This is a genomic window from Saccharopolyspora sp. CA-218241, assembly GCF_050954615.1.
GTDB lineage: Bacteria > Actinomycetota > Actinomycetes > Mycobacteriales > Pseudonocardiaceae > Saccharopolyspora > Saccharopolyspora cebuensis.
The window spans coordinates 1230001-1244513 of sequence record NZ_CP191860.1; the positions used below are offsets into that span (position 1 = coordinate 1230001).

10 protein-coding genes, 2 tRNA genes, 2 rRNA genes and 1 riboswitch (1 of these 15 running past the window's edge) are annotated in these 14513 nt (G+C 70.0%); of the genes, 6 read left to right on the forward strand and 8 right to left on the reverse strand.

The annotated features are described in order from the left end of the window. Both ACQP0T_RS06125 and rrf read left to right on the forward strand, forming a co-directional pair. Positions 1-1602: ribosomal RNA gene (locus tag ACQP0T_RS06125) — 23S ribosomal RNA — on the forward strand; it begins 1485 nt to the left of the window's first position. A 163-nt stretch (positions 1603-1765) separates the two neighbouring features. Beyond that, positions 1766-1882: ribosomal RNA gene (gene rrf / locus ACQP0T_RS06130) — 5S ribosomal RNA — on the forward strand. A gap of 301 nt (positions 1883-2183) precedes the next feature. Here the strand turns inward: rrf and ACQP0T_RS06135 are convergent. Together ACQP0T_RS06135 and ACQP0T_RS06140 are read right to left on the reverse strand one after the other, a co-directional pair. Beyond that, a complete protein-coding gene (locus ACQP0T_RS06135; RefSeq protein ID WP_369774841.1) occupies positions 2184-3257 on the reverse strand; it encodes a ribonucleotide-diphosphate reductase subunit beta in 1074 nt (357 codons plus the stop codon). A gap of 26 nt (positions 3258-3283) precedes the next feature. Then, entirely contained in the window at positions 3284-5689 is a 2406-nt protein-coding gene (locus ACQP0T_RS06140; protein ID WP_433871701.1) for a ribonucleoside-diphosphate reductase subunit alpha, read from the reverse strand. 105 nt (positions 5690-5794) lie between these two features. Continuing rightward, positions 5795-5985, reverse strand: a riboswitch (cobalamin riboswitch). Positions 5986-6106: 121 nt separating this feature from the next. Between ACQP0T_RS06140 and ACQP0T_RS06145 the strand changes: the two genes are divergently transcribed. Beyond that, entirely contained in the window at positions 6107-8488 is a 2382-nt protein-coding gene (locus ACQP0T_RS06145; protein ID WP_433871702.1) for a glycoside hydrolase family 3 protein, read from the forward strand. A 29-nt stretch (positions 8489-8517) separates the two neighbouring features. Then, a complete protein-coding gene (gene cynS / locus ACQP0T_RS06150; protein ID WP_433873607.1) occupies positions 8518-8961 on the forward strand; it encodes a cyanase in 444 nt (147 codons plus the stop codon). Positions 8962-9104: 143 nt separating this feature from the next. On the opposite strand, the gene ACQP0T_RS06155 is transcribed toward cynS, so the two are convergent. Beyond that, a tRNA-Lys gene (locus ACQP0T_RS06155) sits at positions 9105-9177 on the reverse strand. A gap of 338 nt (positions 9178-9515) precedes the next feature. Between ACQP0T_RS06155 and ACQP0T_RS06160 the strand changes: the two genes are divergently transcribed. Together ACQP0T_RS06160 and ACQP0T_RS06165 are read left to right on the forward strand one after the other, a co-directional pair. Further along, positions 9516-10250, forward strand: a complete 735-nt coding sequence (locus ACQP0T_RS06160) for an Ig-like domain-containing protein (RefSeq protein ID WP_433871703.1) — start codon at positions 9516-9518, stop codon at positions 10248-10250. Further along, positions 10208-10669 (forward strand): L,D-transpeptidase, encoded by a 462-nt coding sequence (locus ACQP0T_RS06165; protein WP_433871704.1) that lies wholly within the window; start codon positions 10208-10210, stop codon positions 10667-10669. Before ACQP0T_RS06160 ends, ACQP0T_RS06165 begins: the two co-directional genes overlap by 43 nt. 96 nt (positions 10670-10765) lie before the next feature. Here ACQP0T_RS06165 and ACQP0T_RS06170 read toward each other — a convergent pair. The 5 genes from ACQP0T_RS06170 to ACQP0T_RS06190 all read right to left on the reverse strand — a co-directional run bounded on the left by ACQP0T_RS06170 (position 10766) and on the right by ACQP0T_RS06190 (position 14436). After that, positions 10766-10841, reverse strand: a tRNA-His gene (locus ACQP0T_RS06170). 128 nt (positions 10842-10969) lie between these two features. Further along, positions 10970-11623, reverse strand: coding sequence for an oligoribonuclease (orn, locus tag ACQP0T_RS06175; RefSeq protein WP_345364410.1), 654 nt, complete (start codon positions 11621-11623; stop codon positions 10970-10972). A gap of 46 nt (positions 11624-11669) precedes the next feature. Next, positions 11670-13301 (reverse strand): AMP-binding protein, encoded by a 1632-nt coding sequence (locus ACQP0T_RS06180; protein WP_433871705.1) that lies wholly within the window; start codon positions 13299-13301, stop codon positions 11670-11672. 76 nt (positions 13302-13377) lie between these two features. After that, positions 13378-13584 carry a hypothetical protein gene (locus tag ACQP0T_RS06185; protein WP_345364414.1) on the reverse strand — a complete coding sequence of 69 codons (207 nt, stop codon included), beginning with the start codon at positions 13582-13584 and terminating at the stop codon, positions 13378-13380. Positions 13585-13695: 111 nt separating this feature from the next. Then, positions 13696-14436, reverse strand: a complete 741-nt coding sequence (locus ACQP0T_RS06190) for a hypothetical protein (protein ID WP_345364416.1) — start codon at positions 14434-14436, stop codon at positions 13696-13698. Between the last annotated feature and the right edge of the window lie 77 nt (positions 14437-14513).

Genomic DNA, 14513 nt, shown 5'->3' on the forward strand with positions numbered 1-14513 from the left:
ATTCCCGTACCCGTGTGCACGCGTCCGTGATGGAACGGTTGAGACTAACCATCCCGACGCGGCGTGGACCTTCGGGTTTGTGTCGTGGTTGGCATGGGGCCTGATGCCGGAGTAGTCAAGCGATGGGGTGACGCAGGGGGGTAGCTCTGCCAGTGAGTGGTTGTACTGGTGTAAGCCTGTAGCCCGGTGTGTAGGGAAATCCGCACACCATGGGGGTGAGGGGTGATGCGTAGCCGTGGTGGTGAAGTGAGTGATCCCGTGCTGCCGAGAAAAGCCTCTAGCGAGTGTGTGCATGGCCCGTACCCGAAACCGACACAGGTGGTCAGGTAGAGAATACCGAGGCGGTCGGGTGAACTGTGGTTAAGGAATTCGGCAAATTGCCCCCGTAACTTTGGGAGAAGGGGGGCCATTGCTGGTGAACCCACGTGCTGGGGGAGCTGGTGGTGGTCGCAGAGGCCAGGGAGAAGCGACTGTTTACTAAAAACACAGGTCCGTGCGAAGCTGTAAGGCGAGGTATACGGACTGACGCCTGCCCGGTGCTGGAACGTTAAGAGGACCCGTGAACCCCTTTGGGGTGTAGCGGAGAATTTAAGCGCCAGTAAACGGCGGTGGTAACTATAACCATCCTAAGGTAGCGAAATTCCTTGTCGGGTAAGTTCCGACCTGCACGAATGGCGTAACGACTTCTCCGCTGTCTCGACCACAGGCCCGGTGAAATTGCAGTACGAGTAAAGATGCTCGTTTCGCGCGGCAGGACGGAAAGACCCCGGGACCTTTACTATAGCTTGGTATTGGTGTTTGGTTCGGCTTGTGTAGGATAGGTGGGAGACTGGGAAGCATTCACGCTAGTGGGTGTGGAGTCGTTGGTGAAATACCACTCTGGTCGTTCTGGGCATCTAACTTCGGGCCCTGATCGGGTTCAGGGACAGTGCCTGGTGGGTAGTTTAACTGGGGCGGTTGCCTCCTAAAGGGTAACGGAGGCGCCCAAAGGTTCCCTCAGCCTGGTTGGCAATCAGGTGTTGAGTGTAAGTGTATAAGGGAGCTTGACTGTGAGACTGACGGGTCGAGCAGGTGCGAAAGCAGGGACTAGTGATCCGGCACTGGCTGGTGGAAGCGGTGTCGCTCAACGGATAAAAGGTACCCCGGGGATAACAGGCTGATCTTGCCCAAGAGTCCATATCGACGGCATGGTTTGGCACCTCGATGTCGGCTCGTCGCATCCTGGGGCTGGAGTTGGTCCCAAGGGTTGGGCTGTTCGCCCATTAAAGCGGCACGCGAGCTGGGTTTAGAACGTCGTGAGACAGTTCGGTCCCTATCCGCCGCGCGCGTTGGAGACTTGCGGAAGGCTGTCCCTAGTACGAGAGGACCGGGATGGACGAACCTCTGGTGTGCCAGTTGTACCGCCAGGTGCATGGCTGGTTGGCTATGTTCGGGAGGGATAACCGCTGAAAGCATCTAAGCGGGAAGCCTGTTCCTAGATGAGGTCTCCTGCCCCCTTTGTGGGGTTAAGGCTCCCAGGAGATGACTGGGTTGATAGGCTCGGCATGGAAGTTCGGTAACGGATGGAGTGGACGGGTACTAATAGGCCGAGGGCTTGTTCACGAGATGTTTGCACCCACTGTATGGTTCTGGGACAACAACCCAGGACGTGTTGGCTCACTGTGTGTGGTGGGTTGTTGATAACTGGATTGTTTTGTGTGTCCGCTGGTTGGCGGCTGCTCATGGGTTTCCCCCACCACTGTGTGTGGGTTGGGGGGTGTGGGTTGTCGGTGGCGATGGCGGGGAGGGTACGCCCGGTCCCATTCCGAACCCGGTAGCTAAGCTCCTTAGCGCTGATGGTACTGCACTCGTGAGGGTGTGGGAGAGTAAGACACCGCCGACACATTACGATGGAAGGGGCGGGGCACGAAGAACGAGGGTTCTTCGTGCCCCGCCCCTTCTTTTTTTTTGCGTGTGGGGTTCCGGGGCCTGATGGGCCGGGGGTCCCGCTTTTTTGTCTGCGCCCCCGGACCGGGTCGTGGGTGGGGGAGTTCCGTTCATCGGTGGATGGCAGAAGGGGACCTCCGCACGGCTGGGGAACCGTCCTGTCACCGCACCGGTCTCCGCGCGGCGGTGGGGCCCTCCCGCTCAGCGACTGAGCGGAAGGGCACCGCGGGCCGGGCGCCGCGTCGCGGCGGAGGAACTCAGTCCCAGGAGAGCGAGGCCCCGGACTGGTACTCGATGACCCGGGTCTCGAAGAAGTTCTTCTCCTTCTTCAGGTCCATCGCCTCGGACATCCACGGGAACGGGTTCGCTGTCTCCGGGAACACCGGGTCCAGGCCGAGCTGGGCGCAGCGCCGGTTGGTGATGAAGTGCATGTACTCGGCGCACTGGTCGGCGTTGATGCCGAGGATGCCGCGCGGCATGGTGTCCCGCCCGTAGGCGATCTCCAGTTCGCAGGCCTCGGTGAGCATCCGCCGCACCTCGGCCTGGAACTCCTCGCTCCACAGGTGCGGGTTCTCCAGCTTGATCTGGTTGATGCAGTCGATGCCGAAGTTCAGGTGGATCGACTCGTCGCGCAGGATGTACTGGTACTGCTCGGCGATGCCGACCATCTTGTTCCGCCTGCCCAGCGCGAGGATCTGGGCGAAGCCGGTGTAGAACCACATGCCTTCGAAGATGACGTAGAACGCGATGAGGTCCCGCAGGAACGCCTGGTCGGATTCGGCGGTGCCGGTGGCGAAATCCGGGTCCTCCAGGCTCTGCGTGTAGTGCAGCGCCCAGGCGTCCTTGTCCGCGATGGACGGGATCTCCCGGTACATGTTGAACAGCTCGCCCTCGTCGAGGCCGAGGCTCTCGCAGATGTACTGGAAGGTGTGGGTGTGCACGGCCTCCTCGAAGGCCTGGCGCAGCAGGTACTGGCGGCACTCGGGGTTGGTGATGTGCCGGTACACCGCGAGCACGATGTTGTTGGCCACCAGGGATTCGGCGGTGGCGAAGAAGCCGAGGTTGCGCTTGAGCAGTCGGCGCTCGTCCGCGGAGAGCCCGTCGGCGGACTTCCACAGCGAGATGTCGGCCTGCATCGAGATCTCGGTCGGCATCCAGTGGTTGTTGCACGCGGCGAGGTACTTCTCCCACGCCCAGCGGTACTTGAGCGGCAGCAGCTGGTTGACGTCGGCGCGGGCGTTGATCATCGCCTTGTCGCCGACGTCGATGCGGTCCGCGCCGCGGGCGATCTCGCCGAGGCCGGTGGCGTCGTGGTGCTGCACTGAGGTCATGGTGCGGTGCTCCTGGGTTCGGGTGCTCACTGGCAGGCTTCGCAGTCGGGATCGGTGACCGAGCACGCCGCCGCGACGTCGGCGGGCACGGCGGCCGGGACCGCGTTGAGCTTGCCGTCGGTGCCACGCAGGGTGCTCTTCTCCACGTGCGTGGCGCTGGTGGAGCGCAGGTAGTAGGTGGTCTTCAGGCCGCTGCGCCACGCCCGCCGGTACAGCTCGTCGAGGGTGCGACCGCTGGGCGCGGCCACGTAGAGGTTCAGCGACTGGGCTTGGTCGATCCACTTCTGCCTGCGCGCGGCGGCGTCGACCAGCCACTGCGGGGCCACCTCGAACGCGGTGGCGTAGAGCTGCTTGAGCCGGTCCGGGATCCGCTGGATCGGGGCGAGGCTGCCGTCGTGGTACTTCAGGTCGGCGACCATCGCCTCGTCCCAGAGCCCCGCCGCCTTGAGGTCGGACACGAGTTGCGGGTTGATGACGGTGAAGTCGCCGGACATGTTCGACTTGACGTAGAGGTTGCGGTACAGCGGTTCGACGGACTGCCCGACGCCGCAGATGTTGGAGATCGTCGCGGTGGGCGCGATCGCCATCACGTTGGAGTTGCGCATCCCGTCCCGCAGGACCTGCTCGCGCAGCGCGTGCCAGTCCAGGGTGGACGACCGGTCCAGGTCGACGTCGCCGCCGCGCGCCTCGGCCAGCAGCTCCAGCGAGTCGATCGGCAGCACGCCCCGGCTCCACAGCGACCCGTCGTAGGACTCGTAGCGCCCGCGTTCGGCGGCGAGCTCGCTGGAAGCGGCGATGGCGTGGTAGCTGATCAGCTCCATGCTGCGGTCGGCGAACTCCACCGCCTCGGCCGAGGCCATCGGGATGCGCTGGGCGAACAGCGCGTCGGCGTGCCCCATCAGGCCGAGGCCGACCGGCCGGTGCCGCAGGTTCGACCGGCGGGCCTCCGGGATCGTGTAGAAGTTGATGTCGATCACGTTGTCGAGCATCCGCACCGCGGTGCGCACGGTGCGCCGCAGCCGCGCCGCGTCGATGCCGTCGGGACCGACGTGCTGGGCCAGGTTCACCGACCCCAGGTTGCACACCGCGACCTCGTCGGCGCTGGTGTTGAGGGTGATCTCGGTGCACAGGTTGGAGGAGTGGACCACGCCGGCGTGCTGCTGCGGCGACCGCAGGTTGCACGGGTCCTTGAAGGTGATCCACGGGTGCCCGGTCTCGAACAGCATGGTGAGCATCCGGCGCCACAGGTCCACCGCGCGGACCCGGCGGAACACGGCGATCTCGCCCCGGTCGGCCGCCTGTTCGTAGGCCCGGTAGCGCTCGGCGAACGCGGTGCCGTAGAGGTCGTGCAGATCGGGCGTCTCGTCGGGGGAGAACAGCGTCCACTGCTCGTCGGCCTCGACGCGGCGCAGGAACTCGTCGGGCACCCAGTTCGCGGTGTTCATGTCGTGGGTGCGCCTGCGGTCGTCGCCGGTGTTCTTGCGCAGGTCGAGGAATTCCTCGACGTCGATGTGCCAGGTCTCCAGGTAGGCGCAGACCGCGCCCTTGCGCTTGCCGCCCTGGTTGACCGCGACCGCGGTGTCGTTGGCGATCTTGAGGAACGGCACCACGCCCTGCGAGTTGCCGTTGGTGCCGCGGATGTGCGCGCCGATGCCGCGCACCGGCGTCCAGTCGTTGCCGAGCCCGCCCGCGTACTTCGACAGCAGGGCGTTGTTGCTGATCGAGTGGAAGATCGCGGCGAGGTCGTCGTCCACCGTGGTCAGGAAGCACGACGAGAGCTGCGGGCGGGTGGTCCCGGCGTTGAACAGGGTCGGCGTCGAGCACATGAAGTCCATCGAGGACAGCAGCTCGTAGAACTCGATCGCCCGCGCCTCGCGGTCGTCCTCGCGCAGCGCCAGGCCCATCGCGACCCGCATGAAGAACGCCTGCGGCAGTTCGTAGCGGGTGCCGCCGACGTGCAGGAAGTAGCGGTCGTAGAGGGTCTGCAGGCCGAGGAACCCGAAGGCGAGGTCGCGGTCGGGCAGCAGGGCGCGGCCGAGCCGGTCCAGGTCGAACGAGGCCAGTTCCGGGGCGAGCTGACCGGCGTCGACGCCGAAGCGCACGTAGTCGGCGAAGTAGCCCGGGTACCGGTCGCGCATCTCGACCTGGTCGGCTTCCCGCGGCTGTCCGGCCAGCAGGCTCAGCACTTCGCGGCGCAGCTTGTCCAGCAGCAGCCGGGCGGTGACCGCGGAGTAGTTCGGTTCGACTTCGACCAGGGTGCGCGCGGCCATGATCTGCGCCAGCGCGAGTTCGTCACCGCTGATGCCGTCGTAGATGGTGCGCTGGACCTCGGCCAGCACGGCGTCGGCCGATACCCCGGTCAGGCCGTCGCACGCCTGCTGGACCACGGTGGACACCCGGGTCCAGGTCGGGGTGGCGAGTGTTGCGGTCACTTGGGCTCTCTCCCTCGCGAGCTCGGTGGACCACGACGGCGCACGGGGAGACCGCGGGGCGGTCGTCCGCGTGGACCCGCCCTCGAGGTCCCGGACAGGCACGCGCGCGGCGTGCCACCGGTGGCAGGTCTTCGGACTCACGGGCGGCCTACTGGTCGTGGCTTCCCAGGCTCGACGAGCCCAGTGCCGGATACGACGGTCGTTCCCGTTCACCGCTGCGGGGCAGTCCCGGACTCGCACCGGGTTCCCTCTTCGCCACCGGATCGCTCCGGTGGACCACCAGCGGGCCACACACTACATCTTGGGTCGACTCCTCTTTCGGATGGCCACATACCGGTGTGTCGGGCTTCCGGTCGACACACCCCGACCGGTCGCCGAGACTGGCGGGGCGGACCACGGGGAGAGGGGGATCCCGGCATGGGGGCCGTCGACGAGGCCGACTTGCGCAGGCTGCTCGCCCAGCTCAGCGTCGCGGACAAGGTCCGGTTGCTGACCGGGGCGGACCTGTGGACGCTGCACCCGCTCCCGGAGATCGGGCTGCGCCCGCTGGTGCTCTCCGACGGTCCGCACGGCGTGCGCGGCCCCACCTTCGACGAGCGCGACGCCTCGCTCCTGCTGCCGGTGGCCTCGGCGCTGGCCGCCACCTGGGACCGGGCGGCCGCGCGCACCGCGGGCGAGCTGCTCGGCGACGAGGCCCGCAGGCGCGGCGTGCACGTGGTGCTCGCGCCGACCGTCAACCTGCACCGCACCCCGTTCTCGGGCCGGCACTTCGAGAACTTCTCCGAGGACCCGCTGCTGGTCGCCGCGATGGGCGCCGAGGTCGTCGCGGGCGTCCAGTCCCGCGACGTGGCCGCCACGCCGAAGCACTTCGCGGCCAACGACAGCGAGACCGAACGGCTGTCCTACGACGTGCGGGTGGACGAGCGGACGCTGCGGGACGTCTACCTCGCCCCGTTCGAGCGGATCATCGCCGAAGCCGGGCCGTGGGCGCTGATGGCCGCCTGCAACTCGGTCCTCGGCCGGTCCATGACCGAGAACTCCTGGCTGCTCAACGACGTGCTCAAGGGCGAGTGGGACTGGGACGGCGCGGTGGTGTCGGACTGGTTCGCCACCCGCTCGGTGGAGGCCGCGGCGCTGGGCGGGCTGGACCTGGCCATGCCCGGGCCCGGCGGGCCGTGGCGGGAGCTGGGCGCCGCGGTGGAGGGCAACCGGGTGCCGGAATCCGTGCTCGACGACAAGGTGCTGCGGCTGCTGCGGCTGGCCGCCCGCACCGGGGCGCTCGGCCCGGAACGCGCGGAACCCGGTCCACCGCCGGAATCCGCCCGGCCCGCCCTCCGCGACCTGGCCACCCGCGGTTTCGTGCTGCTGCGCAACGAACCGGTGGACGGCGCGCCGCTGCTGCCGGTGCCGGGCGAGGTGTCCCGGATCGCGGTGATCGGGGAGAACGCGCTGCTGCCCGTGGTGCAGGGCGGTGGTTTCTCGCGCGTCAGCCCGCCGCACGTGGTCACCCCGCTGGACGGGGTGCGCGCCGCGTTCCCCGCCGCCGAGGTGTTCTACCAGCGCGGGGTGCACCACCGGCGGCTGCTCGACCCGATCCCGCGCGCGGCGGTGCGCGATCCCCGGGGCGAGGGGACCGGGCTGCGGGTGGAGCACCTCGACGCCGACGGCGAGGTGCTGCGCAGCGAGCTGCGCGGCACCGACCGGCTGCTCTGGGCGGGCGACCTGCCCGCGGGCACCGAACGGCTGCGGGTGCGCGGCGAGCTGGCCGCCGCGGAGGGCGAGCACCGGTTCGGCGTGCACGGTGCCGGCCGGGTGCGGCTGTCGGTGGCGGGACGCGAGGTGCTCGACGCCGACAACGTCGCCGGGCCCGTCGACGATCCGGTGGGCGAGCTGCTGGAGCCGCCCGAGCAGCGCGTCGACGTGGTGCTCGTCGACGCCGACGTCACCGGTCGGGCGGTGGAGCTGGAGGTCGAGTTCACCCCGGCCGAGCCCCGCGGGCTGGTCGTGCTCGGGCTCGGGCACCGGGACCAGGAGCGGGACGAGGCCAGCGAGCTCGCCGCCGTGCGCGCGGTGGCGCGGGAGGCCGACCTGGCGGTGGTCGTGGTCGGCACCCACGACGAGGTGGAGACCGAGGGGCGGGACCGGGTCTCGCTGAGCCTGCCCGGCACCCAGGACGAGCTGGTCCGCCGGGTGGTCGAGGCCAACCCGCGCACCGCCGTGGTGGTCAACGCGGGGGCGCCGGTGCTGATGCCGTGGGCCGACGAGGTGCCCGCGCTGCTGTGGACGTGGTTCGGCGGGCAGGAGTACGGGCACGCGTTGGGCGACGTGCTGCGCGGCGCGGCCGAGCCCGGCGGGCGGCTGCCGACGACGTTCCCGGCGGAGCTGGCCGACGTGCCGGTTCCGCTGCCCGGGGTGCTGCCGGTGCACGGCGAGCTGCACTACACCGAGGGATCGCTGATCGGCCACCGCGCCTACGCGGCGTACGGGGCCGAGCCCGCCTTCCACTTCGGGCACGGCCTCGGCTACACGACGTGGGAGTACGAGACCGCCGACGACGACGGCGACGCGGTCCGGGTGGTGCTGCGCAACACCGGGGACCGCGCCGGGCGCGAGGTGGTCCAGGTCTACGCCCGGCCGGACGACCTGCCCGCCTCGCTCGTCGGCTTCGCGGTGGCCGAAGCCGCACCCGGTGATCGGACGCAGGTGCGGGTCGCGGTGTCGGGGCGCCCCGGCGCGGAGCACCGCCTGGAGATCGGCCGCGGGCTCGGCGACCTGCGGCTCGTCGTCGACGGGGGCTGACCCCGCGAAGGTGGGAGGAGGACGTGACGATGCTGACCAAGCAGCAGGCCGCGGCAGCGGTCCGCGACGCCAAGGCGGAACTGGGCGTCACCTGGCGGCAGCTCGCCGACACCGTGGGCAGGCCGGTGGCCTGGACCACGGCGGCGCTGCTCGGCCAGCACCCGATGGGCGAGCAGGAGGCGCGCGCGGCGGCGTCCCTGCTGGACCTGGAGCCGGAGGTGGAGGCGTCGCTGCGGGAGCAGCCGTACCGGGGCGCGCTGGGGCACCAGGTACCCACCGACCCCACCGTCTACCGGTTGCACGAGGTGCTGGAGGTCTACGGGCCGACGATCAAGGAGCTCATCCACGAGGAGTTCGGCGACGGCATCATGAGCGCCATCAACTTCCGCCTCGACGTGCGCCGGGAGTCCGATCCGCAGGGCGACCGGGTGGTGCTCACCCTGAACGGGAAGTTCCTCCCGTACCAGTGGTGACGACCACCCGCCTGCGGCCGTTGCCGGGGCCGCCCCGGGACCAACCGGGGAGCGAGTCGCTGCGCCATCGCGGGCCGGAGCAACGCCGCGGTCGGCGCACTCGGGAACGAAAAAGCCCCAGGCCGCGTGGCCTGGGGCTGCTGTGCGCCAACAGGGACTCGAACCCCGAACCCGCTGATTAAGAGTCAGCTGCTCTGCCAGTTGAGCTATTGGCGCTGGCACGTCGATCTGGGATTCCATTCCGCATTTCCGCTTCCGGCGGGTGCTTCCCGGTCTCCCTGGCGACGTGAAAAACAATAGCACGGTTCCGGAGGGCCTCTCGCAGGGGGGTCCTCGATCGATCGAGGGCGCCGGGAACGCAACCTCACCCGGGGGCGTTGCGTCTACGAGGAGTGGAGATCCGCTGCGGGGATCACTCTGCGCAACCACCGGTGTGCCTGCACGCTCGGTCGGGGGATTGCTGCACACTGTTCCCGAGCGGTTTTTGGTGTATCGAATCGAACGGACTGTCGCCCATGAAGGTGTTGCGTAATCCTGTCGGGAGGTCCGCAGGGGTGTCGCGGTTGTTGTCGCTGCTGGTCCTCGGAGTGGTGGCGGTCTTACTCGCGGGGTGCGGCGGTTCCAGCCCCGCGGCGGAGCCCGCCGGGGAGCCCGCGGTGCCCACCGTGCGGACCACGCCGGACAACGGCGCCCAGGACGTCTCGCCGACCGGCGAGATCACCGCGTCGGTCACCGACGGCACGATCACCGAGGCGACCATGACCAACGAGTCCGGCGAGCAGGTCAAGGGCGCCGTCGCGCCGGACCGCACCAGCTGGGCGGTGGGGGAGCCGCTGGGCTACGGCAAGACCTACACGTTGTCGGTGACGGCGCAGGGCCAGGGCGGTGAGCCGGTCACCCACCAGTCCACGTTCACCACGGTGAGCCCCAAGAACCAGACCTACGTGTCGATGAACCCGCTCGACGGCCAGACCGTCGGCGTGGGCCAGCCGCTCGCCTTCTACTTCAGCGCCGACGCGCCCGCGCCGGACAAGGAACGCGCCGAGCAGGCCATCGAGATCAAGACCGAGCCGGCCGTCGAGGGCGCCTTCTACTGGTACGACGACCGCGAGGTGCACTGGCGGCCGAAGGAGTACTGGGAGCCCGGCACCAAGATCGAGCTCGACATCAACGTCTACGGCAAGGACCTCGGCAACGGCGTCTGGGGCAGGAGGACCGCGAGGCCACCATCACCATCGGCGACGAGGTGGTGCTGCACGCCGACGGCGCCAGCAAGCAGATGCGGGTGACCCGCAACGGCGAGCTGCTGCGGACCATCCCGGTCGCGCTGGGCTCCCCGGAGTTCCCGTCCAACAACGGCGCCCACGTGGTGACCGAGAAGCACCCGAAGTACCTGATGGACTCCACGACCTACGGGCTCCCGCTGGACCAGGGCGGGTACCAGACCGAGGTCGAGTGGGCGGTGCGGATCTCCAACGGCGGCGAGTTCCTGCACGCGGCCCCGTGGGCGGCGGCCGATCTGGGGCGGCGCAACGTCAGCCACGGGTGCATCAACATGACGACCGAGGACGCCAAGTGGGTGTTCGACCTGCTCAAGAAGGGCGATGTCGTGGAGATCACCAACTCCGGCGGGCCCGATCTGAAGTCCTGGGACGGCTTCGGCGACTGGCAGGTCCCGTGGCAGGAATGGGTCACGGGCAACAAGTGATGCGGTCGGCCGGACCCTCCGGGGTCCGGCCCTCCCGGTGACGGTCGTTCGCGGAACGACGAAGGCCCCGCTCCTGCTGGAGCGGGGCCTTCCGCGTGGGGTGAGTGACGGGATTCGAACCCGCGACTCCTGGGACCACAACCCAGTGCTCTACCGACTGAGCTACACCCACCACGTCCGCCGGATCAGCGGGACAGCCACCTCGTTCGTGCTGACCGCCTCAGCCGTGCCGGTGGAACCATCCTAGCGCGTCGCGCCGCGGGCTCCCGCACCGGCCCCGGATTCGGCGATCGTGCGAGCTCAGCGCTCGTCCCCGGCCTGTTCCTGGCGGGCCTTCTCGATGCCGCCGACCCCTTCGCCGTCGAGCAGTTCCGCGGCGATCTCCTGGGCCCGCTCGCTGGACGGTCCGGGCGGCTCGACGAACGCGGTCCGCCGGTAGTAGGCCAGCTCCCGGATCGACTCCCGGATGTCGGCGAGCGCCCGGTGCGCCAGCCCCTTCTCCGGCTGCGCGAAGTAGATCCGCGGGTACCAGCGGCGGCACAGCTCCTTGATCGACGAGACGTCGACCATCCGGTAGTGCAGGTGTGCGTCGAGGGCGGGCATGTCCCGGGCGATGAAACCCCGGTCGGTGGCGATGGAGTTGCCCGCCAGCGGCGCCGACCGGCCTTCCGGGACGTACTTGCGGATGTGGTCCAGCACCTGCCGCTCGGCTTCGGCGAGGGTGGTGGTGGAGCGGCGCACCTCCTCGGTGAGCCCGGATTTGGCGTGCATCTCGCGCACCACCTCGGGCATCCCGGCCAAGGCGTCGTCGTCGGCGTGGATCACGATGTCCACGCCGTCGCCGAGCACGTTCAGTTCGGAGTCGGTGACCAGGGCCGCGATCTCGATCAAGGCGTCCTTGCCCAGGTCGAGCCCCGTCATCTCGCAGTCGATCCACACCAGACGGTCGTTCACCTGTCCGAGCCTAACGCGGCGGCGGGCGGTGCCGCGCGACCGCTCCTCAGCCGGCGTCGCGGCGGGCGAGCAGGTCGCCGGGCACCACCTTGCCGGTGGCGTTGCGCGGCAAGGAGTCGAGGAACACCACCTCGCGCGGCAGCGCGAACGCCGACAGCCGGTCGCGCAACCGGTCGCGCAGCCCCTCGGCGTCCAGCTCGGCGCCCTCGCGCAGCACCACGAACGCCGCCAGCCGCTGCCCGAACTCGGCGTCATCCACCCCGATCGCGGCGGCCTCGGCCACCTCGGGCAGCGCGGCCACCGCGTCCTCGGTCTCCTTGGGGTAGACGTTCTCCCCGCCGGAGACGATCATGTCGTCCTCCCGGCCGACCACCTGGAGCCGTCCGGCCGCGTCGAACCGCCCGAGGTCCCCGGTGGCCATCAGGCCGTCCCGGAACTCCTTGCTCCCGCCGTGGGTGTAGCCCTCGAAGAGCATGTCGTTGCCCGCGAAGATCCGGCCGGTCCGGCCGCGGCGCACCGGTCGGCCGTCCTCGTCGAGGAGGCGCACGGTGGTCCCGCGCGGCGGACGTCCCGCGGTGCCGGGGGCGGCGCGCAGGTCCTCCGGTGTGGCGATGCTCACCCAGGAGGCCTCGGTGGAGCCGTAGAGGTTGTGTAGCACCGGTCCGAACCGCTCCCGGAACCGCTCGGCGAGGTCGGCGGGCAGCGCCGAACCGCTGCTGGCCACGATCCGCAGCGCGCCGTGGTCGTAGTCGCGCTCGGGCAGGTCGAGGATGCGCTGGAGCATCACCGGCACGGCGAACATCGACGTGCAGCGGTGCCGGTGCACCGCGCCCAGCGCCTGCTCCGGGTCGAACTTGCGGCGCAGCACCATCGTCGCGCCCAGCACCGAGGCGAGCTGGAAGGCGGCGAGGCCCCAGGTGTGGAACAGCGGTGCGCCGACCAGCATCCGCTCGCCCGCGCGCAGCGGGACCCGGGACAGGATCGTCGCGACGGGGGCCAGGCCCGGCGGTTCGGGCCGCCGCGCGCCCTTCGGGGTGCCGGTGGTGCCGGAGGTGAGCACGACCAGCCGGGAGCGCCTGCCGGGCCGGGGCAGCACCCGGGTCGAGCCGGTGGCCACCAGGTGCTCGACCGTGGAGTGGCGGGTGGTGCCGTCGGTCCAGGCCAGCACCACGTCGAGGTCCTCGGGCAGCGCGTCGAGGTGGTGGGTGAACTCGCCGTCCACCAGCAGCACGCCGACCTGCTGGGCGCGCACCACCTCGGCGACCTGCTCGGTGGGCAGCCCGGTGTTGAGCAGCACCACGTCGACGCCGAGCTTGCCGGCCGCGACCATCGCCTCGATCGGCCCGTGGTGGTTGCGGCAGAGCACCCCGAGGCGGGTGCCGGGCGCGAGCCGGGCGCGCAGCGAGTGGGCCAGCCTGGTGGTGCGCTGGGAGACCTCGGCGTAGCTGAGCGCCCCGCGCTCGTCGATGATCGCCGGGCGGTCCGGGTGCCGGATGGCGCCGACCGCGAAGCCCAGTGGCGGGGTGATGCCCCAGCGCCGCCAGGCCAGCGCGATGCGCAGCAGCTTGTCCGGCCGCATGGGGCGCACGACGCCCTGCCGGACCAGCACGCCGATCGTGTTCAGCGGGGCGAGCAGCCGTTCCAGGAGGCCGGCGGACCGGCGCAGCACCACGTTCACGCATCCACCCTCTCGGTACGAGTTACCCGGGAGTAGATGATGCCCGTTCGCGTTCCGGGCGGGAAGGCCCGAGCGCTCAGCCGTCCTCGTCCGCGGCGAGCACGACGGCGTCCCGCAGCGCGGCCCGCAACCGGCCGACCTCCAGCGGGGAGAGCACCGCGGCATCTCCCGGCGGGGAGACCACCACCACCTCGCCCCGCTCGACGAACACGGACATGTCCCGCCTGCGGCCGGCCACGTCGCGACAGGTCACGTGCCACTTCTTCGCGGTCTTCACCAGCATCCCCCGCATCCGTCGAACGTCGTCCCATCATGGGACGCGGCGGGTGCGGGCACATGACGCCGAAGGCTCCCGGGCGCGCGGATCGACCGTCCGGGGGATGGACGACCCCGCTCAGACCGGGCGGACGACCAGGCCGCCCGCCTCGGCGGTCAGGGTCAGCGAGCGGTCCTCGAAGTCGGCGATCGGGAGCTCGTCGCGCACCAGCAGGTGCCGGGCCCCGAACGCCTCCACGCGGGCCTGCCGGGTGGTCAGGGTCCGGGGCTCCTCCCCGGTGCCGCCGACCTCGATGCGCAGGCCCTCGTCGGTCACGGTGAGGCTGACCCAGCCGCCGGGCACCGACAGCGCCTCGCCGTCGTGCTCCACGGTCAGCGTGCTCTCGGCCGGGCACTCCGACCGCAGCGCGACGTGGGACAGCGCGACGTCGCGGCGCCCGTCCTCGGCCGCCATCGCGATCACGTTGCGGGAGACCTCGTCGGCCGGACCGTCGACCGGCTTGGGGGTGAGCACCGGGGCCTGCGCCTTGGCCGCCAACCGGTAGGGCTGCCAGGACCCGGCACCGGTCAGGTTCACCACGGCGGTGATCGGGGACTCGGTGGCGGGCAGCTCCGCACCGGATGCCGCGGTCACCTCCACGGCGGTGACGCCCCGCTCGTCCAGCAGGTCGCGCAGCGCCTTGCCGCGCTGGCGGCTGTTGCGGTCGAACGCGCGGTTGATGGCCACGGTCCCGGAACCGGCCGCGGCCACCGCGGCGTCGGTCAGGCTCGGCAGCGGACCCCAGATCTCCGCGGGGTCGGCCTGGCGTTGCGGGCGCCGGGAACGGGCAAAGCTCGGGGCGTCGGTCGTGGTCTCCATCGTCACCCATTTTAGTCCGGTGCCCAGGGGCGCTTCGGCGGGCGGTGGTCGAAGCGGGCTGTGAAATCCGTCGCCTC